At 29.0% G+C, this 20,614-nt stretch carries 15 protein-coding genes; 8 read left to right on the forward strand and 7 right to left on the reverse strand.

Going from position 1 to position 20,614, the window contains the following annotated elements:
- The first annotated feature begins 15 nt into the window (after positions 1-15).
- The 6 genes from DYA59_RS06220 (at position 16) to DYA59_RS06245 (ending at position 11,108) form a co-directional block, all read left to right on the forward strand.
- On the forward strand, positions 16-4,824 hold the full coding sequence (locus DYA59_RS06220; protein WP_115270437.1) for an alpha-2-macroglobulin family protein: 4,809 nt from the start codon (positions 16-18) through the stop codon (positions 4,822-4,824).
- Complete coding sequence (gene pbpC, locus DYA59_RS06225) at positions 4,824-7,067, forward strand: penicillin-binding protein 1C (RefSeq protein WP_115270439.1); 2,244 nt, start codon at positions 4,824-4,826, stop codon at positions 7,065-7,067. The genes DYA59_RS06220 and pbpC overlap by 1 nt, the downstream gene beginning before the upstream one ends.
- 69 nt (positions 7,068-7,136) lie before the next feature.
- Positions 7,137-8,300, forward strand: a complete 1,164-nt coding sequence (locus DYA59_RS06230; protein ID WP_115270441.1) for an ABC transporter permease — start codon at positions 7,137-7,139, stop codon at positions 8,298-8,300.
- Complete coding sequence (locus DYA59_RS06235; RefSeq protein WP_115270443.1) at positions 8,293-8,976, forward strand: ABC transporter ATP-binding protein; 684 nt, start codon at positions 8,293-8,295, stop codon at positions 8,974-8,976. Before DYA59_RS06230 ends, DYA59_RS06235 begins: the two co-directional genes overlap by 8 nt.
- A gap of 95 nt (positions 8,977-9,071) precedes the next feature.
- On the forward strand, positions 9,072-9,623 hold the full coding sequence (hpf, locus tag DYA59_RS06240) for a ribosome hibernation-promoting factor, HPF/YfiA family (RefSeq protein ID WP_115270445.1): 552 nt from the start codon (positions 9,072-9,074) through the stop codon (positions 9,621-9,623).
- Positions 9,624-9,695: 72 nt separating this feature from the next.
- Positions 9,696-11,108 carry a leucyl aminopeptidase gene (locus DYA59_RS06245; RefSeq protein WP_115270447.1) on the forward strand — a complete coding sequence of 471 codons (1,413 nt, stop codon included), beginning with the start codon at positions 9,696-9,698 and terminating at the stop codon, positions 11,106-11,108.
- Positions 11,109-11,192: 84 nt separating this feature from the next.
- On the opposite strand, the gene DYA59_RS06250 is transcribed toward DYA59_RS06245, so the two are convergent.
- The 4 genes from DYA59_RS06250 to DYA59_RS06265 are packed head-to-tail and all read right to left on the reverse strand — an operon-like array spanning position 11,193 to position 14,533.
- Positions 11,193-11,606, reverse strand: a complete 414-nt coding sequence (locus DYA59_RS06250; protein WP_115270449.1) for a hypothetical protein — start codon at positions 11,604-11,606, stop codon at positions 11,193-11,195.
- 7 nt (positions 11,607-11,613) lie between these two features.
- The gene (gene hydF / locus DYA59_RS06255) at positions 11,614-12,834 is read right to left on the reverse strand and encodes a [FeFe] hydrogenase H-cluster maturation GTPase HydF (RefSeq protein ID WP_115270451.1); all 1,221 of its coding nucleotides are present in this window, start codon (positions 12,832-12,834) and stop codon (positions 11,614-11,616) included.
- Positions 12,835-12,878: 44 nt separating this feature from the next.
- The gene (gene recR, locus DYA59_RS06260) at positions 12,879-13,472 is read right to left on the reverse strand and encodes a recombination mediator RecR (RefSeq protein ID WP_115270453.1); all 594 of its coding nucleotides are present in this window, start codon (positions 13,470-13,472) and stop codon (positions 12,879-12,881) included.
- 44 nt (positions 13,473-13,516) lie between these two features.
- The gene (locus tag DYA59_RS06265) at positions 13,517-14,533 is read right to left on the reverse strand and encodes an alpha-hydroxy-acid oxidizing protein (RefSeq protein ID WP_115270455.1); all 1,017 of its coding nucleotides are present in this window, start codon (positions 14,531-14,533) and stop codon (positions 13,517-13,519) included.
- A gap of 203 nt (positions 14,534-14,736) precedes the next feature.
- Here DYA59_RS06265 and DYA59_RS06270 point away from each other — a divergent pair, with 203 nt between their 5' ends.
- Together DYA59_RS06270 and ptsP are read left to right on the forward strand one after the other, a co-directional pair.
- A complete protein-coding gene (locus DYA59_RS06270; RefSeq protein ID WP_115270457.1) occupies positions 14,737-15,000 on the forward strand; it encodes an HPr family phosphocarrier protein in 264 nt (87 codons plus the stop codon).
- A 72-nt stretch (positions 15,001-15,072) separates the two neighbouring features.
- Positions 15,073-16,800, forward strand: a complete 1,728-nt coding sequence (gene ptsP, locus DYA59_RS06275) for a phosphoenolpyruvate--protein phosphotransferase (protein WP_115270458.1) — start codon at positions 15,073-15,075, stop codon at positions 16,798-16,800.
- Positions 16,801-16,885: 85 nt separating this feature from the next.
- Here the strand turns inward: ptsP and DYA59_RS06280 are convergent, their stop codons facing one another.
- From DYA59_RS06280 to rfbD, 3 genes are read right to left on the reverse strand one after another with little or no spacing between them, the layout of a single operon-like run.
- Complete coding sequence (locus DYA59_RS06280) at positions 16,886-18,106, reverse strand: O-antigen ligase family protein (RefSeq protein ID WP_115270461.1); 1,221 nt, start codon at positions 18,104-18,106, stop codon at positions 16,886-16,888.
- Positions 18,090-19,205, reverse strand: coding sequence for a glycosyltransferase family 4 protein (locus DYA59_RS06285; protein WP_115270463.1), 1,116 nt, complete (start codon positions 19,203-19,205; stop codon positions 18,090-18,092). The genes DYA59_RS06280 and DYA59_RS06285 overlap by 17 nt, the downstream gene beginning before the upstream one ends.
- Positions 19,202-20,611: a dTDP-4-dehydrorhamnose reductase gene (rfbD, locus tag DYA59_RS06290; RefSeq protein ID WP_115270465.1), complete on the reverse strand. Its 1,410-nt coding sequence runs from the start codon at positions 20,609-20,611 to the stop codon at positions 19,202-19,204. The genes DYA59_RS06285 and rfbD overlap by 4 nt, the downstream gene beginning before the upstream one ends.
- Positions 20,612-20,614: the final 3 nt, after the last annotated feature.

The raw sequence follows: 20,614 nt of genomic DNA on the forward strand, positions 1-20,614 counted from the left end.
GAAGGAGTGAGGTAGATGAAAAAGAAGATGGCACTATTTTTATCTCTTTTATTGGTAGCGTGTAATGGAGAAAAAAAAGAGATAGAGGAACAGAAAGAGGTAAAGGTAGTAGAGGAAAAAAATATTGAAGCAAAAGAGGAGAGAAATTTAGAAATAAAAAATATATCTACAACAACTGGAGGAAACCCAAGTATAGATATCACTATGAGTGAGGAGATAAAAGAGGAAAATCTTGAGGGATATATTAAAGTAAATCCAAAAGTAAAATATAAAGCTTTAAAAATGAGAGAGCATATTATAATTACTGGAGATTTTGATATAAATAGTGAGTATGAGATAGAGTTACTCAAGGGATTAAAAGGAGAGAAGAGTAAACTAGCTGAGAATAAAAAGGAAACTATAAAATTTAAAGAGGTAGAGCCAAAAATTGTTTTTTCAAATGAGGGAATAATCTTACCAAAATTAAATGAAAATAGAATAGCTTTTAAATCAGTTAATGTTAAGAAGGTTAACTTAAAGATAAAGAAAATATTCTTGAACAATATTACACAATTTTTACAAGATTTTAAATTTCAAGGAGATGGAAATATTTTTGACTACTATGTACAAAATAATTTCTATAAAGTAGGAGAAACTATTTTTGAAAAAGATTATACTTTAGATTATAAGAAAAATATTTGGAGTCAAAATGAGATAGAGTTAAAAAATCTTACCAATGAGAAGGGAATATATATAGTAGAACTCTCTTTTGATAAAGATGGAGTGGATTATACTTTTCCTAGTAGTGTAGCACAGTGGCAAAGAGATAATTTTTTTGATACAAAGGGAAGAATAGGAAAGGGAATCCTAATCTCTGATATGGGAATAGTGGCTCAAAAAGAGAGTAACAATAAACTCATAGTGAATATTTTGGATGTCATAAAAAATACTCCACTAAAAGATGTAGATATAAAAGCTATCAGTGTAAATAATCAAATCCTAGAGGAGAAAAAGACAGATAAAAATGGAGAGGTTGTTTTTGAAAAGGGAGATAAGATATTTTATCTATTAGCTCAAAATAAAGATGAAATCTCTATATTAAAACTATCTGATTCAAAACTATCTTATGATGGATTTTTAGTAGATGGAGAGTATAAAGATGATGGAATGAGAGCTTTTGTCTATTCAGATAGAGGAGTGTATAGACCTGGAGATACTATAAATATTGGAGTTATAGCTAGAGATAAAGATGGAAAATACCCAGAGGGACAGCCTATAAAAATAGATGTATTTTCTCCTAGAGGAGATAAATATATAGATGGTAAGGTAATAACTAGTGGAGAGAATGGATTCTTTACTTATTCCTTTGAAACTAAAAAAGAGGGTGAAACTGGAATATGGGAAGCTACTATCTATGTAGGTGGAGAAAAGGAGAAAAAGTTCTCAATAAAACTTCCTGTTGAAAGTATAGTACCATACAAGATAGAGGTAGATGGAGATTTTCCAGAGAGTGTAGATGATGGAGTAAATCTTTTAGGAGAGGTTACAGCACAATATCTATTTGGAGCACCAGCTGAAAATCTTAAATACCAAAGTGATTTAACAATTAGAGAGAAAAAATTAAGATTCGAAAGATATAAAAAGTTTACTTTTTCAAATCCAACTACCTATACAGCTGATATAAGATTGAGTCAAAGGGGAGAATTAGACAATGATGGAAAAGGAAAAATAAACTTCAATCTTTCAGATAACATACCTAAAAATTTAAATTTAGAAGGAGAGATAGTAACTCGTGTAATAGAACCAAGTGGTAGACCAGTAATAGATATAGATAGTGTTAAAATAAATAGTTTTGATTCATATGTAGGAATAGAAAATCCTGAAGATAGATATATTAAAAGTGGAGATAAACTAAACTTACAAGTAGTATCTGTATCTGAAGATGGAGAAAAATTAATAAGTGGTAGAAAATTAAAATATAGAGTATATAAAAATGAGTACTCTTGGTGGTGGGATTACTATGACTACAATAATTTCTTAAAATCTATTAAAACAGATAAAAATAGTGTTCTTCTATATGAGGGAGAGATAACTACAACTGATAAACCATATCTTTTAGATTATGAGATAGATGGAAGTGGAGAGATATTTGTAGAAGTAGAAGATATGAAAACTCATCAAAGTGCTGGAGTAAATCTATATGCTTCTACTTGGCAAGATTCAAGTGTAAGTAAGAAAATAGATAAATTAAAAATAGAAGCAGATAAAAAAGAGTATAGTGTAGGGGAAAAAGCTAAGATAACCTTTGAGGGAGAAAAGGGAACAAGAGCTTTAGTAACTATAGAAAAATCTGGAGAGATAGTACAAAGATATTGGAAAGATATAGAGGATACAAGTACTAATATTGAGATAGATGTAGATGAAAAACTTTTCCCAAATGGTTATGTAACAGTGGCACTTCTCCAAAGCTATGAAAATTCTAACAATGATAGACCGATTAGGCTTTATGGAGCAGTACCAATAGTTGTAAAAGATGAGAGTAAAAAATTGAATATAAAATTAGATACTCCTGTAGTTTTAAAACCTAATGAAAAATTTAAAGTCAATGTGGAAGCTGATAAAAAAATGGAGTATACAATCTCAGTAGTAGATGAGGGATTACTACAGATAACTAACTATAAAGCACCTAATCCATATGATTATTTTTATCAAAAGGAAGGATTACAACTTTCTGCTTATGACAACTATTCAGAGATAATAGGTAGAACTTTTGGAGATATACATCAGGTATTAACTGCTGGTGGAGATGGTTATCTAATGGCGGAAGCTAGAATGAATAAGTCAGCTAACTCTTTTGGATTTGAGCAATCAGAGAGATTTGAGCCACTTGCAATATTTAAAGGAGTACTAACTACTGATGATGAGGGAAGAGGAAGTGTAGACTTAGAATTACCAAATTATACAGGAGCTGTAAGAGTAATGGTAACAGGAGCAAGTGGAGAGAGCTATGGTATGGCACAGGAAAGAGTGGAAGTAAAAGCTCCAATTGTAACAAATTTTTCTATGCCTAGAGTATTAAAAGTAGGAGATGAGTTCCAAGTACCTGTAAAAATTTTTGCTACAGAAGAAAATATAGGAAAGATAGATGTAGAGTTTGAATTTTTAGGTAAGAGATATACTCAAAGTGTAGAGTTAAAAAATGGAGAGAGTAAAGATATCTTCTTTGATGTAAAAGTAGGAGATGAGATAGGAAACAGGGAAGCTAAACTAAGAGTAAACTCTTCAAGTTACTCAAATGAAGAGATAGTAAAAATAGATATTACTTCTAATAATCCTTATACATATATCAATAAAGTTGAGTATGTAGAAAAGGAAAAAACTTTTAAATTCCCAGAAGAAAGTATAATAGGAAGTGCAAATGGAAAGGTTGTTATCTCTTCAACTCCAATTTTAGCAATAGATAATAGATTAAAAGAGCTGATTAGATATCCATATGGCTGTGTAGAGCAAACTATATCTACTATTTTCCCACAACTATTTATTGATATACTATCAAATAGTAAGGATATATCTAAGGAGCAAAGTGTAAAAAATGTAAATGCTGGTATAGCTAAGTTAAGTAGTTTCCAATTAGAAGATGGTTCGTTTAGTTATTGGGCTGGAAATAGTGATGGAGATTTATGGGCAACTAACTATGTAGGACACTTTATTGTAATGGCAAAAGAAAAAGGTTACTATGTTCCAGATTCTCTATATAACTCTTGGCTTAAGTTTTCAATTGAGAAAAGTAAGGATAGTAGCTATAACTTAGACTATAAAACATATTTATTATATATATTAGCCCTTGGACAAGAAGCACAAATAAGTGAGATGAACTATATCTATGATAATAATCTTAAAGATTTAGATGAGATATCTAAATGGTATCTAGCTTCTGCTTATGCATTGATAGGAGAAAAAGAGATAGCTAGAGAGATTGCCGACAAACTTTCAACAGAGATAAAAGATAAGCCTTTTGATTATTATACAGATAACTATGGTTCAAAATTAAGAGATAAGGCAGTTGTCCTTAACTCTTACTATACTATCTATAATAAAGTAGATAAAAAACTTTATGAAGATATAGTTAGTACACTACAATCACAAAATTGGTTATCTACTCAAAGTATAGGTTACTCTCTAATCTCTATAGCACAAGTTGTAGAAAATAGTAAGGGAGAAAAGGTAGTAGGAAAACTAATAGTAGATGGCAAAGAGATAAGTTTTGATGAAAAAGATGGAGTATGGAAGTACTCAGAAGAGAATATGAAAGAGGTAAAAGTCATAGGAGATAAACTCTATGTAAATCAATATTGGGAAGGAATACCTATCAATTATACTCAAAGTGACGAGAGTAAAAATATAAAAATAGAGAGAAAATTCTATGGAGATAATGGAGAGGAAATAGATGTAAAATCACTAGTAAAAGGAAGTAGTTTCTATATGGAATTAAAAGTTTTACCTGCTGATGATGTAAATGGATATTTCTATCAAGATAATATAGCTCTTACACAAATTATTCCTAGTGGTTGGGAGATAGAAAATAGTAGGCTATTAAAAATAAATCCACCTCAATGGGTAGTAGAAAAAACTTCTAACAATAATTTGGAATATGAAGATATAAGAGATGATAGAGTTAATTTCTTCTTTGATTTTAACAATTACAATAAACAGGGACAGAGTTTCTTCATCAAGCTTAATGCTGTAACTAAGGGAAAATATAATCTTTCAGGAGCTAAGGCAGAGGGAATGTATAATAATGAGTATAGAGCTTATTTAAATGGCTTTAGTGTAGAGGTAAAATAATGAGAAAATTAAGCTTTTTACCTCTAATCCTCATCATACCTATAATATTCTGTATCAAAATATATAGTGAATTTGATATTGAAAAGATGAGAGATGAGATAGAAAAAAGATACAGCCAAGTTGTACTAGATGATAGAGATAATATAATAGGGGCTTACTTAAATAGTGAGGAGCAGTGGCAAATCAAGGGGGTAGAGATACCCCCTAGATTAAAATTAGCGGTACTTAACTATGAAGATAGAAAATTTTATTCTCATAATGGAGTGGACTATCTTGCAATAGTAAGAGCAGTAAAAACAAATCTTTTAGAAAAAAGAAGAGTGGGAGCTAGTACTATAACTATGCAGGGAGTAAAACTTTATAAGAGGAGAGAGAGAACATATCTTAGTAAAATAGAGGAGATAATAGAGAGTTATAAGTTAGAAAAATATCTCTCTAAAGATGAGATTTTAGAACTCTATCTAAATAATGCTCCCTATGGAAGTAACATAGTAGGATATGAAACAGCCTCACAACTTTATTTTGGAAAGAGTGCTAAAAATCTTACTTGGGCTGAAGGAGCTACTCTAGCAGTACTTCCTAACTCTCCTGGACTTATATGGATAGAGAAAAATAGAGATAAGCTTTTAAATAAGAGAAATAATCTTCTAAAAAATATGTATGAAAGAGGAGTGATAGATGAAAAGCAGTATAGACTCTCTATAAAAGAGGAGTTACCAAAGGAGAGAAAATATTTTAACTCCTTAGCTCCACATCTCACTAGAAGATTAGTTAATGAATATGAGGATAGAATAATAAAAAGTACAATAAATAGTGAGTTACAAAAAAATATTGAAAGAATAGCTAGAGAGTATGGAGATTATCTAAATAATAGAGGAATAAAAAATACAGCTATCATAGTGGTAGATAATCATAGTGGAGAGGTAAAATCCTATGTAGGCTCACAAAACTTTTATGATTTTCAAAGAAATGGACAGGTGGATGGTGTAGTAGCTCAAAGGTCAGTAGGCTCTGTGTTAAAGCCCTTCCTTTATGCTCTTTCTATTGATGAAGGGCTTATTACTCCAAAGTCAAAACTTTTAGATGTACCTCTTTATTTTTCAAACTTCAATCCTCAAAATGCCAATAAAAAATATCAAGGATTAGTAGAAGCAAGAGAGGCTCTAAAAAAATCTCTAAATATTCCTTTTGTAAAGCTTTTAGATGAGTATGGAGTAGATAAATTTTTTTACTTTCTAAAAGATGTAGTAAATTTTCCAGAAAGAGATTATTCTAACTATGGATTATCTCTTATATTGGGAACTAAAGAGATGAGTGTAGAAAATATTGCCAAGCTTTATTATGGACTTTCCCAATATGGAGAGTTTAAAGATTTAAAGTATATAAGAGATGATAAAAAAATAGAGGGAAGAAAGCTTATATCTAAAGGGGCTAGTTACCTCACTCTTGAAGCTATGCAAGGGGTACAAAGATATGGGATAGATAATCTCTATTTAGGTAGAGATGGAATAGCTTGGAAGACAGGGACTAGTTATGGACAAAGAGATGCTTGGGCTGGGGGAATATCTCCTAGATGGACAGTAGTGGTTTGGTGTGGAAACTTCACTGGAGAGGGAAATAGAAATATCTCTGGAGTAGTCACTGCTGGACAGCTGTTATTTAAAATCTTTAAGGTACTTCCAAATAAAAATGAGAGCTTTATAAAACCAAGTGAAGAGCTAAAAAAAATAAAGATAGATAGTGAAACAGGGTATAGATTGAGATATGATGTACCTAGTGAAGAGATATATTATCCAAAAGATGCTAAAAGTTTGAAAGTATCCCCCTATTATAAAAAAGTTTTTATAAACTCCAAAGGAGAGGAGATAGACTCAAGAAGCGAAGAGTTTATAGAGAGTAGAGAGAAAATAGTTTTAAGTTATCCAATAGAACTATTAGACTATATGGCTAGAGAAAATATATCCATATCCAATGTAAGAGATGAAAAGATAAAAATTATCTATCCACTTAATAATATAAAAATATTTTTGCCTAAAGATTTTGAGGAGAGAAAAAGATTGATAGTGAAAGTAGCTAATCCTAAAAATAAAAAACTTTATTGGTATCACAATGGAAAATATATTTTTAGTGGTAGAGATAGTGAGAGAGCTTTTGATTTTTTAGAAGGAGAGCATAGACTTACACTGGTTTCAGAAAGTGGAGAGGTAGTAGAGGTAAAATTTTATATATTGAGAGGAAAATAGACTTATATTGCAAAATATGGTAAAATTAATTGCTAAGGAAAAGTAATACATAAGGAAAAGAGGTAACTGATGATAGAGTTTTTTATAGCTAAGAAGCATATAATAGAGAGGAAAAAGCAGAGCTTAATATCAGTAGTGGGGATAACTATTGGAGTAGTTGTACTGATGGTATCTATTGGAATAGCTAATGGATTGGATAAAAATATGATAAATAGTATACTTTCAGTAACAAGTCATATAATGGTATCCAATGGAGAGAAGATTAGCAATTATAAAGATATAAAAAGAGATATAGAGAAGATAGAGGGAGTAAAGGGAGCAGTACCAAGTATATCTACCCAAGGAATTTTTAAATATAGTGGGGTTTATGGCGGTTATGTTTCTGGAGTAAAAATAGAAGGCTATGATTTAGAGAGTGCTAAAAAAGCTATGGATTTAGGTAAAAAAATTGTAGCTGGAAATATTTCTTCAGATAAAATAAATGGTATCCTTATTGGAAAAGAACTCTTTAATTCCATAGGGGCAAAGATAGGAGATAAGGTCAGTATAATTTCTTCTGAGAATAAGGAAATAAAATTTGAGATAGAGGGAGTATTCCAAAGTGGTTATTATGATTATGATATAAATATGGTAATACTTCCACTAAAAGCTGTACAGTACCTAACCTATGGAGAGGATGTATCATCTAAGATAGATGTAACACTATTTAATCCATATAGAGCTCCTGAGGTATCAGATAAGATAATGGCAGTTACAGGAATATATTCAAGGACTTGGGGAGAGATGAATAGAAATCTTTTATCAGCTCTCTCTTTAGAAAAGACTGTAATGATACTTGTTTTTTCTTTGATAGTTGTAATAGCTGGATTTGTAGTATGGGTAACTCTCAATATGTTAGTGAGAGAGAAGATAAAAGATATTGGAATAATGAGAGCAATGGGATTTTCTAAAAAAAATATTATGAAGATATTTTTAATACAAGGAATGATATTAGGTGGGATAGGTATAGCAATAGGAACTCTTATCTCCCTTACATTTCTTTGGTATATAAAAAATAACACATTGGACTTTATAACTTCTATATATTATATTACTAAAATTCCTGTGGAAATATCTTTTAAAGAAATTATTATAATTATAGGAGCTAATTTTGGAATAATATTTATATCAAGTATATTTCCAGCATATAGAGGAGCAAAAATGGAAACAGTGGAGGCATTAAGACATGAGTAAGGAAATTTTAAAACTGGAGAATATAGAAAAAAAGTATAGTGGAAGTGTAGAAGAGTTACATATAATAAATAATTTAAGTTTCTCAGTGGAAGAGGGAGAATTTATATCTATACTTGGACGTTCAGGTTCTGGTAAATCTACACTTTTAAATATAATGGGTCTACTAGATAGAGTAGATAGTGGAAAAATATTTATCGGCGGACAGGAAGTAGATAAACTTTCTGAAGAGGAAAGAGATAAAATAAAAAATCAGATGATAGGTTTTGTATTTCAGTTTCATTATCTTTTACCAGAGTTTACAGCATTGGAAAATGTAATGTTACCAGCACTCTTAAATAATTTTGATAAAAAATTAGAGATAGAGAAAAGAGCTAAAGAGTTACTTGAAAAGGTAGGACTAGGAGAAAGAGAGAATCATAAGCCATCACAACTTTCTGGTGGGGAAAAACAGAGAGTAGCAATAGCTAGAGCTCTTATAAACTCCCCTAAAATATTATTAGCAGATGAACCTACTGGAAATCTTGATGAAGAAACAAGTGAGATGATATTTAAAATTTTAAAAGATATCAATAAAAATGAGAAACAAACCATAATAGTTGTTACTCACTCTAAAGATTTAGCAGAGATTTCTGATAAACAACTTTATTTAAAAAAGGGAGTTTTAGTAGAGAAGTAAAAAAATAAAAAAAATTTTAAATAAAAAAAGGAAATTACTAATTTGTGTGGTATAATAAAGTAACAAAATAAAAGATACAACAAGGAAGTGGTATTATGAAAATGACTATCCATGGAAAACAGTTAGTTATAACAGATGCAATCAACAATTATGCAGAAACTAAATTAGGGAGGGTTGAAAAGTATCACGATGGTATAATAGAACTAGCGATTAATTTATCAGCAGTAAAATTAAAAACTGGTAATTATCATACAGCAGAAGTATTAGCTTATCTAGGTGGAAGCACTGTAAAAGCTTCTTGTACAGATGCAGATTTATATGCAGCTATAGATGGTGTTTCAGATGTGCTAGAAGGTCAGTTAAAAAAACATAAAGATAAAATAAGAACTGCTGTTCAATCGAGAGAACCAATGATTAGAAAAGTTAAGTATGACCCTAATACAAATACTGTTGAAAAAGAAGCAGCAGTAAATGTAGTAAAAGTCTATCTCCCACCTAAACCAATGGATGTAGAAGAAGCAATACTTCAATTAGAAATTTTAAATAAAGCATTCTTCCCATTTACAAATGCAGAAACTGGAGAAATGAATATAGTTTATAAAAGGAAAGATGGAGATTATGGTCATATTGAACCATCTAAAAAGTAACTGAATAAAATAAAGGGCTACCAAATGGTAGCCTTTTTATCATAATATTATATTAAGAAAAAGGAGCAGGATATGAAAATAATAAGTAATATAGAAAAAAATTATGATAAAAAACTTATATTAGTAATAGAAGGAGAAAAAAGTTTCTATGAAAATATGCTAAAAAGTGAAAAAGAGTTAGTAGAGAAACTAATGAAAAAAAATGGATTTAATGGAAGAAAGGGAGAGATTTTAACTATTGAATTTCTTAAAAAAAATAACCTAATCTCTATAGATGTCTTAGGTTTTGGAAAAAAAGAGGAAATTACAGATAATTTATTTAGAGAGACTTTATTTAAATATCTTTCTGATAAAAAAGGAAATATCCTAATTACAACAAATAGAAGAGAGTTAAATAGAATAAATATACTCTGTGAAATAATTGGAACTATTAACTACTCTTTTGATAAGTTTAAAGAAAAGAAATCTGAAAAGATAGATATAGAATTCTTTGATGTAGAACAACCTGATATTTCTGAAGCTCTCATTTTAAATGAAGCTACTGATGTAACTAGAAATTTAGTAGATTTACCAGCAAATATAATCAATCCGATAACTTTAGCTGAAAGAACAGTTGAATTAGGAAAAGAGTTTGGATTTGAAGTTGAAATACTAGATGATAATAAGATACAAGAGTTAGGAATGAATTTATTATATAGTGTAGGGAAAGCCTCTGTTACAAAGCCAAGGCTTATAGTTATGAGATATTTCGGAGATGGAAATTCTAAAAATATAATAGGATTAGTAGGAAAAGGACTTACATATGATACTGGAGGACTTTGTATAAAGCCAGCTGATTCTATGATGAATATGAAAGATGATATGACAGGTGGAGCTACAGTAATAGGAGCTATGTGTGCTATCGCTAAAAATAAACTTAAGAAAAATGTAGTAGCTGTTGTTGCAGCTTGCGAAAATGCTATCAATGGGAATTCATATAGACCAGGAGATATTATAAGATCTATGAATGGGAAATATGTGGAAATAATAAATACTGATGCAGAAGGTAGACTTGCACTAGCTGATGCTATTACATATATAGTAAGAAATGAAAAAGTATCAGAAGTAATAGATGTAGCGACACTTACAGGAGCTATGATGGTAGCTTTGGGAACCTTTATTACTGGAGTATTTTCTAACAAAGATAAAAATTACTCTCTTTTAGAAAAATCATGCAATAAACATGGAGAAAGAATTTGGAGAATGCCATTAAATGAAGAGTTTGCTGAAAATTTAAAATCTGAAGTAGCAGATTTAAAACATATGGGAGCTAGATGGGGAGGAGCTATATCAGCAGCAAAATTTTTAGAGATATTTGCTGAAGGAACACCTTGGACACATATGGATATAGCTGGAACAGCTTATAATAATTCAAGTAAATGGTATAAAAAAGGTGCTTCTGGAGTTCATGTAAGAGGACTCTATGAGTATTGCAAAAATAGGTAAAAAATTATAGCTAAAATAAATATTAAGTGATATATTATATCTAAAAAATAGAGTCCTTTCAAAATGGACTCTATCTCTAAATAACTATTGATTTAATATTATTCTTGTTCCATCTGCTAGCTCTATTATTTGTGTTTTGTCATCTGAAAATATTATTTTCCCCTGTCTAGAACTAGAATTTCCAAAATCTCTTTCATATCCTTGACCACTATAATTATTTGCAGTAGGATATTTTAATCTTGCTGGTACTCCAGAATCACCATATTTTTTATGAGCATTTTGGACTACTGCTTGTCTTTCGTAATCTCTTCTTATTTGAGTATCTAATTCATCTAAATCTCTTTGATGCTTTAATTCACTATTTTGATAGGAGTTACCTAATAAAATAAGTGATCCACCAATTACAGCTGCTCTACTTCCACCACTTAACTCTCCCCACCAACTAGCATGTGCTAAACTACCAATTACTAACATTGATATGATGATAATCTTTTTCATTAATCACTCACTCCTTCTTAAAAATCTCCATTACTCTATCCAAAATTCCATTAATTTCTGCAATAGCCATTCCAAAATTCGTTACAGCTACTTTATTTTCTGAACACGTACCCAATCTATTAATAGTTTCAGTTTTATTTAGCATACAAGAACCACAATGAATAACTAAATTATATTTTGATATATCTTCAGGGAAATCCTTTCCAGAATAATTATCTATTTGTAAGCTCCCTATCTTTTTTCGTAATAGCATCGGTAACTTTTCCCTTGCTATATCTCCTTTTAATTGATGATGAGTACAAGCCTCTGCTATTAAAACTCTATCTCCTATTTTTAAATCATTTATTTTTTTAGCTCCATTGTATAAAATATTCAAATCTCCTTTAGCCCTTGCCATTATAATTGAAAAAGATGTAAGTAGTACATCCTTAGACAAAACTTTGTCTACATTTTTAAAAACTTGAGAATCAGTAATTACTAAATCTGGCTTTCCTTGAAATATATTTAATCCTTCCTCTAGATTATCAAGTGTAACAATTGTTGGTATTCCACCATTATCTAAAATATCTCTAATTACTTGTACCTGTGGTAAAATTAATCTTCCTTTAGGCGCTTGTATATCTTGTGGAGCAACTAATAAAACTCTATCTCCTATTTTTATCTTATCACCTATAAGTTTTTCTTCAGCTAATATTTTTGGAGCATATTTTAACAACTTAGATTTTATAATTTTTATACTTTCTTCTCTCGAAGCACTTACACTACTTACTTCACAACTTAATTCCTCTTCTATTCTCTTTTTTATTTCACATAATTTCTGTTCAGAAACTAAATCAATCTTATTTAAGATAACAATAAATGGTTTCTCTCTTTTTTTTATTTCTCTTAACCATTCCTTTTCATAATTTAACTCTTTATTTTCTAAAATTACTTCAGTCGAAATAATTAAAAGAGCTATATCCATCTTATTCAGAATTTCCTTTGTTTTTTCTATTCTTAGCTTTCCTAGCTCAGTTATATCATCTATACCTGCTGTATCTATAAATAAAACTGGACCTATTGGTAAAAGCTCCATAGCCTTATAAACTGGGTCAGTAGTAGTTCCTCTCATCTTTGATACAAGTGATATATTTTGATTAGTAATTCTATTTATAAGACTTGATTTTCCTGCATTAGTTCTTCCATAAATTGCTATATGAACTCTATTTCCTCTTGGTGTATCTACCATATTATCTCCTTTATTATACTATTTTTTTATGTCTTTTATGTGTCTTATACTTCTTGTCTTCCTTCTAAAGCTTTTGAGATTGTTGCACTATCTGCAAATTCTATATTCCCTCCTATTGGAATTCCACTCGCTATTTTAGTTACTTTTATTCCAAATGGTTTTAATAATTTTGTAAGATATAAAGATGTCGTTTCTCCTTCTAAATCTGGATTTAGAGCAAGTATTACCTCATTTACATTATCAATTGTTACTCTTTCAAGCAATGATTTAATATTTAACTTATCTGGTGTTATTCCATTAAGCGGAGCAATTTTTCCTCCTAAAATATGGTATACTCCTTTATATTTTCCCATTTTTTCAAATGAAATTACATCTCTGCTATCCTCAACTACACATATAGTCTGCTTATCTCTTAAGTCATCTCCACAAACATCACATAGATCATTCTCACAAAAATCTCCACATTTTGGACATCTTTTAATAATCTCTTTAGCTTCACGAAGTACATTTATAAAATTTTCTACCTTTTCTTTTTCTATTTCTAACATATGAAAAGCTAATCTAGCTGCACTTTTTCTTCCTATCCCTGGAAGCTTATTAAATTCTTCTATTAACTTTTCTAAACTTTTTGTTGCCATTTTTTCTCCTTAAATTATTTTTTATTTAATCTAATAAAATTATACTATTTTATAATAATCTTATTAGAAACAGATTTCACATCATTAGTTCCAGTCAAAATCATAGCTTGTGAAAGTTGAGATTTTAAAGTATTCATTACAGTAAGAACTCCCTCTTTTCTTCCACCAATAGAACCCCAAATAAGAGGTCTTCCAACTAAAACTCCTTTAGCTCCTAGTGCTAAATATTTTAAAACATCTACTCCTTCTCTAACAGAGCCATCTGCTAAGACAGTAATTTTATCTCCAACAGCTTTAACAATATCTTCTAACACATCACAACTTGCTTGGCAATAATCTAGTACTCTACCTCCATGGTTTGATACAACAATAGTATTCACTCCAGCCTCCACACAAGCAAGAGCTTCATCTACACTCATAATTCCCTTAGCTATAAATGGAAGTTCTGTAGAATCTACTAATATTTTTAAGTCTTCAACAGTTTTTGGACCTACTGGTTGTCCGAAAAGTTTCATTGTAACAAGACCAGCACCATCTAAATCAACACCAACAGCAACAGCTCCAGCTTTTTCAGCTATTCTAATTCTTCTAATAATTTCTTCGTTACTTCTTGGTTTGATAATGGCAATACCTAAACCTCCAACTTTTTTGATAGCTTTAAGTCCAAAGTCATAACAAGTAGGATCTCCAGTATCTCCAATCATACCTATACTTCCAGTTTCTAAGCATCCTTCAATAATATCATTACAATATTCCTCTTCAGTTACTCCTCCGCCCATATTAAACTTTGTTCCTGTAATAGGAGCACCAAGTACTGGAAAAGATAGTTCTTTACCTAATAGAGTACAAGATAATTTTGGCTCAGTAGCACTATGTATTGTTCTTAGAACAAGCTTTATATTTTTTAAACTTTCATAATTACTTTTAAATGATGAACCACTACCAGTTCCACCCATACCAGGAACTCTTCCAGCACACCATATACCATCACAAACTTTACAAAGATTACAAAATCCTTTCATTTTTTCTCTAGCACTTTCTTTTAAAGTTTTCATATCCATATTTAATATCCCCCTACTTTAAAATATATAGTAAATTATTCCATTTTTATAATATACCATTATAATTACATTGTCAATTAAAATAGAACAAATTAGTAATAACTTGATAACTTATTTAAAAAAAAATTGACAAATTTTGTAAAATGCAGTACCCTATAGATAATGAGAGAATTTTTAAAAAGTTAAGAGAGGGTGGAGAAAGCATGATAAGTAAAACTGTTGAAATTACAAATGAGACTGGATTACATACTAGACCAGGAAATGAATTCGTTAGCTTAGCTAAAACATTTACTTCACAAATTGAAGTAGAAAATGAAGCAGGAAAAAAAGTAAAAGGAACATCTCTATTAAAACTACTTTCATTAGGAATAAAAAAAGGAACTAAAGTAACTGTATATGCTGAAGGTGCTGATGAAGCTGAAGCAGTTGAAAAATTAGGAGACCTTCTAGCAAATTTAAAGGACTAATTTTACAGTAGAAGGTGCTATTCAGTACCTTCTTTTTTATTAATTTTGTTGATAATGATTGTGAGGGAAAATATGAGTAAAATAGTTAAGGGTATTGAAGCATCACCAGGCATAGCAATAGGAAAAATATTTCTATATCAAGAAAACGAATTAGTTATTGATGACAAAAAGAAATGTGATTCTGATTGTGAAAAAGAAAGATTATTAAGTGGTAGAGAAAAAGCAAAAGAGCAACTCTTAAAAATCAGAGAAAAAACAGCCGAAAAATTAGGAGAAGACAAAGCTGCTATATTTGATGGACATATCACTTTATTAGAAGATGAAGATTTATTTGATGAAGTTGTAGAACTTATTGAAGATGAAGAAATTTGTGCTGAAATAGCTCTTCAAAAAGGAATAGATGATTATTGTGAAATGCTTGCTAATCTAGAAGATGAGTATTTAAGAGAAAGAGCAGCAGATTTAAGAGATATTGGTAAGAGATGGTTATATAATGTAGCAGGAGTAGAAATATTAGATTTAGGTTCACTACCTCCAAATACTATAATAGCTGCTAAAGATTTAACTCCATCTGATACGGCTCAAATAGATTTACAAAATGTAGTTGCTTTTATAACTGAAATAGGTGGAAAAACAGCTCATTCATCTATCATGGCTAGATCATTAGAATTACCAGCTATAGTAGGAACAGGAAATATTTGTTCGTTAGTTAAGAGTGGAGATAATGTTATAGTTGATGCTCTTAAAGGAGATATAATAATAAATCCTACTGAAGAAGAAATTGCTAAATATCAAGAGAAAAAAGAAGCTTTCTTTGCTGAAAAAGAACTATTAAAACAATTAAAAGATAAAGAAGCTATATCAAAAGATGGTGTAAAAGTAGGAGCTTGGGCTAATATAGGTTCACCAAAAGATATAGAGGGAGTATTAAGAAATGGAGCAAAAGGAATAGGACTTTATAGAACAGAGTTCTTATTCATGAATAATGATAGATTCCCTACTGAAGATGAACAATTTGAAGCTTATAAAATAGTTGCTGAAAAAATGGAAGGCAAACCTGTAACTATAAGAACTATGGATATAGGTGGAGATAAATCTCTTCCTTACATGCAATTACCAAAAGAGGAAAATCCATTCCTTGGCTGGAGAGCAATCAGAGTTTGCTTAGATAGACCTGAAATATTAAAAACTCAATTTAGAGCACTATTAAGAGCATCAGCTTTTGGATATATAAAAATCATGCTTCCTATGATTATGGATATAACAGAAATTAGAAGAGCAAGAGCAATATTAGAAGAATGTAAAGAAGAATTAAGAGCAGTAGGAGCTAAATTTGATGAAAATATAGCTCTTGGAATAATGGTTGAAACTCCAGCAGTTGCTTTTAGAGCTAGAAGCTTTGCTGAAGAAGTAGATTTCTTCTCAATAGGAACAAATGACTTAACTCAATATACACTAGCAGTTGATAGAGGAAATGAAAATATTTCTCACTTATACAATACTTATAACCCGACTGTCTTAGAAGCTATAAGAATGGCTATAAAAGGAGCTCATGAAGCCGGGATAACTATCTCTATGTGTGGAGAGTTTGCTGGAGATGAAAATGCTACTGCCATTCTATTTGGAATGGGATTAGATGCTTTTTCAATGTCAGCTATCTCTGTACCTAGAATCAAGAAAAATATTATGGCTTTAGATAAAGCTAAATGTGAATCTTTAGTCGAAGAAGTAATGGCTCAAAAAACTCCAGATGAGGTTTTAGCTATTGTTAAAAAATTTAATAAAGAAAATTTAAAATAATAATAAAATAAAGAGAGATTTAGCTTATAATAATTAGCTAAATCCTCTTTTTTTACATTTTAATATAAATTCAAATTTTAATTTTTTATTCTCTATCACATTTCAATTTATCTGAATAAAAAATTTCACTACTCAATGTCAATCCTAAAAAAAGAAATAAAAACTGAAATACTCTTTTCTGATATAATGGATTATCAAACATTCCTATTCCCCCAAAATAAAGAATTATCATCAGTGTTATAAACGAACAAATATCTCTTTCTCTAAAAAGTTTCTTTAAAACTATAAAAAAACTAAATATAAAAAATAACAAATAACTTATTAAAGAAAATATTCCTTGAGTTACAAAAATTTCAAGATAATCATTATGCAAAGCCGCAATTGAAACTCCAACCTTATCCTTAAAGTTATTCATAGTATAGTAGGCAAAGCCTTTTCCATGCAAAATATTGAAATTTTCTTCAATTAATGCCTTTTTCCAAATCAACATTCTCGGATCATCTACAACTTCTTCAACTCCTACATTAAAAACTCTTAAATTTATTTCAAGATAATTTATACTAATTAAAATAATAAAAATTATTGTTAATAATCCTAATGTTTTTTTTGAAAATAACTTTACTTTTTTTTCTATAATTAAAAATAATAACATTCCCAATATATATACAGCTATTAAACTAAAAAAGACATTCCTTGACTGACCTATACTGATCAAACAAAATATTTGTAGCATATTTAATATAAAATATAGAGTCTTTAATACTTTATTTTTTTCATATAATAAACTTATATAAGATATAATAATAAATAAACCTACTATCATTGAATAATAGTTAGGATTTCCCCAAATACTTCCTCGTCTTAAAACTCCATTTTCACTTATAAAAAGTAACCCTTTAAAAACAGAATATATAGAAAATAAATTAATTAAAATGATAATCCTTTTTTTATTTATATAATTACCTAATCTTAAATATAAACTTATTATAAATAATAAAATCCCACCTATTAATAAATTTCTATATAATATTACATAATAACCAAACTTATTATACTGGTTTAATATATTAATAAAGGAAAAAGAGAGACAAAATGTCCAAATTATAAGTAAAAAAAATATTTTTTTCCCACTTTGATTTATTCTCAATTTTTCTTTATCAATATAATATCTTAATAAAACTATTCCTCCTAAAGTAAAAATAAGTAATTCATCATACTTATTTTTATATCTTGTAGAAAGTAAGTATACTAAAATAACTACAAATATATTTTCTATTATTCCTATTCTTTTATTTATTAAAGACATCTAAAATTCTCCTTTCATAATTTTCATTGAATTTATATTTCTTTAATAATTCTATATTATTTTCTATTATTCTTCTCTTTTCATCATCTTTCAAATTAATTACCTCTTCAATTTTTTTATATAACTCTTCTTTATTCCAAGGATTAAAATAAAATACACTATTCTTATCATTAAATAATTCCTTTATAGCACTTTGATCTGTAACTATAGGAATAATTCCATTTTGCATTCCTTCCAATGCAACTAAGCCCCAAGACTCATTAAAAGATGGCAAAACTAGAATTGAAATCTCTTTATAAAAATTACTTAACTCTATATGATCAAATAATTCCAATCTATCAATTATAATTTTTTTTTCTTTAATGAAACTATTAAGTTCTTTTGGAATATTCTTCCCACACATTTTTATATTAAAATTATATTTCTTCTGTAACTTCTGAAGAACTTCTATCAACATAAAAATATTTTTCATTTTTGAAAAGGCTCCAACAAATCCTATACTCAATTCTTTATTTATTATTTCTGAATTTTTATATTTTAATTCTTTTATTGGATTATATATAACATAAGAATCAAAAGGTTTTCCAAATCTTTGTTCCCAATTATCTTTCATCTTTTTTGAAATATAAATGACTTCTATTTTTTTATAGAAAAAGGTTATAATATTATCTAATGAGTTATTTATCCAATTTTCATACTTATTATATTCCTCATGTAAATGCCAAATAACCCTTTTTTTTAAAATAACTCCTAGAATAACCATAGGAAAATTTATAATTGTATTTACGTATAATATATCTATTTTATTTTTATTCACAATTTTAAATATATTTAAAAATTTTAAAATATTCTTAAAAATTATCCTTTTATAAAAAATTTTTTTTCCATCTTTTGGACTTAATTTTTTTATATTCAATATAAAAATCTTTTTTATTTTCTGATTATTGATTATTTCATTGTATAACCATCCTTCTTTTTTAGGCAAGATAACAAAAATATCATAATTATTTTTAAGAAGTAATTGAAGTGTTTTATTAAACACTACTTCAGCTCCACCACCAAAGCTCGAATGCGAAATCATCAATACTTTTTTTTTCAATTTAAACACTCCTCTAAAAATCTATCAATCCCCTCTTTCCAATGAGGTATCTTCTTATTTACTAATCTCTCTATCTTACTACTATCTAATTTTGAATATTTAGCTCTTTTTGCCTTTAATGGAAAATCATTTGTCTTTGCTCTTTCTAATTTTCCTCTCCAGCCTATCTTATTTAATATATATTCTGCTTGTTCGTACTTAGAAGTTTCTCCTGCATTTGAAAAATGATATAATCCATACTTATCTGTTTGTATTAAAGCCCAAGAAAATTCTGCTAAATCCCTTGAATATGTTGGGCTAGATACTTGATCATCTACTATCTTTAATATATCTTTTTCTTTTGACCAACTTATTACTTGTTTACAAAAATTATTGTTTCCCATTCCAAATACCCAAGATGTCCTAATTAAAAAAGCCTTCTCATATTTTAAAGAGTATTTCTCGCCTTCTAACTTAGATTTAGAATATATTGATAAAGGATTAGGAATATCTTCTTCTACATATGGTATCTCTTTTTCTCCATCAAATACAAAATCTGTCGAATAGGTTACAAAAATAATATCTTTTTCTTTACAGATCTCTGCTAAATTTTTAGGTGCATAAGTATTTAAAGAATAACACTTTTCAACTTCATCTTCTGCCTTATCTACATCATTATATGCAGCGCAATTAATAACTACTGTAAAATTATTACTATTCATATACATTTTTATTTTTTCTTTATCTGTTATATCAAGATCTTGATAATCAGTAGCTATATATCTAACTCCTAATTTATCAAATAACTTTTGAAAATCCTGTCCTAATTGGCCATTAGCACCAGTAAGCAATACATAGTCTCCTTGGTAATTTTCTGTATATTCTTTAAAAGATTGATGTTTTTTATCCTTTTCTGATAGAGTAAGTTTTGTTATTCCATATTCTTCTAATTTCCAATCTATATTTAAATCTTTATCATTGTACATTATTCCACTATCATATTGTGGCGCATATATATCTGTACATTTATATTGAAACTCTGTATCATCTTCTAAAGTTAAAAATCCATGAGCAAATCCATCTGGTATATAGAACATCTTTTTATTTTCTGCACTTAGTTCTATTCCATACCACTGTCCATATGTTTTACTTCTTTTTCTAATATCTACTGCTACATCATATACTGAGCCTTTTACTACTCTTACTAATTTTCCTTGAGAATGTTTAGTCTGAAAATGTAATCCTCTCAATACTCCTTTTCTAGATTTAGAATGATTATCTTGTACAAATTCTGCTGTTATTTCTAACTCTTCAAATTCTTTCTTATTATATGTTTCTAAAAAAAATCCTCTATTATCTCCAAATACAGTAGGTTCTATTACACATAGTCCTTCTATTCCTGTTTCTATTCTTTTAAACTTACTCATCTA

Origin of the sequence: Fusobacterium necrogenes, assembly GCF_900450765.1 — a bacterium.
Classification (GTDB): domain Bacteria; phylum Fusobacteriota; class Fusobacteriia; order Fusobacteriales; family Fusobacteriaceae; genus Fusobacterium_A; species Fusobacterium_A necrogenes.

Excerpts from the sequence above, each read along its gene's own strand:
- DYA59_RS06220 (WP_115270437.1), top strand. The coding sequence starts at position 16 with ATGAAAAAGAAGATGGCACTATTTTTATCTCTTTTATTGGTAGCGTGT.
- pbpC (WP_115270439.1), top strand. The coding sequence starts at position 4,824 with ATGAGAAAATTAAGCTTTTTACCTCTAATCCTCATCATACCTATAATA.
- DYA59_RS06230 (WP_115270441.1), top strand. The coding sequence starts at position 7,137 with ATGATAGAGTTTTTTATAGCTAAGAAGCATATAATAGAGAGGAAAAAG.
- DYA59_RS06235 (WP_115270443.1), top strand. The coding sequence starts at position 8,293 with ATGAGTAAGGAAATTTTAAAACTGGAGAATATAGAAAAAAAGTATAGT.
- hpf (WP_115270445.1), top strand. The coding sequence starts at position 9,072 with ATGAAAATGACTATCCATGGAAAACAGTTAGTTATAACAGATGCAATC.
- DYA59_RS06245 (WP_115270447.1), top strand. The coding sequence starts at position 9,696 with ATGAAAATAATAAGTAATATAGAAAAAAATTATGATAAAAAACTTATA.
- DYA59_RS06250 (WP_115270449.1), bottom strand. The coding sequence starts at position 11,606 with ATGAAAAAGATTATCATCATATCAATGTTAGTAATTGGTAGTTTAGCA.
- hydF (WP_115270451.1), bottom strand. The coding sequence starts at position 12,834 with ATGGTAGATACACCAAGAGGAAATAGAGTTCATATAGCAATTTATGGA.
- recR (WP_115270453.1), bottom strand. The coding sequence starts at position 13,472 with ATGGCAACAAAAAGTTTAGAAAAGTTAATAGAAGAATTTAATAAGCTT.
- DYA59_RS06265 (WP_115270455.1), bottom strand. The coding sequence starts at position 14,533 with ATGGATATGAAAACTTTAAAAGAAAGTGCTAGAGAAAAAATGAAAGGA.
- DYA59_RS06270 (WP_115270457.1), top strand. The coding sequence starts at position 14,737 with ATGATAAGTAAAACTGTTGAAATTACAAATGAGACTGGATTACATACT.
- ptsP (WP_115270458.1), top strand. The coding sequence starts at position 15,073 with ATGAGTAAAATAGTTAAGGGTATTGAAGCATCACCAGGCATAGCAATA.
- DYA59_RS06280 (WP_115270461.1), bottom strand. The coding sequence starts at position 18,106 with ATGTCTTTAATAAATAAAAGAATAGGAATAATAGAAAATATATTTGTA.
- rfbD (WP_115270465.1), bottom strand. The coding sequence starts at position 20,611 with ATGAGTAAGTTTAAAAGAATAGAAACAGGAATAGAAGGACTATGTGTA.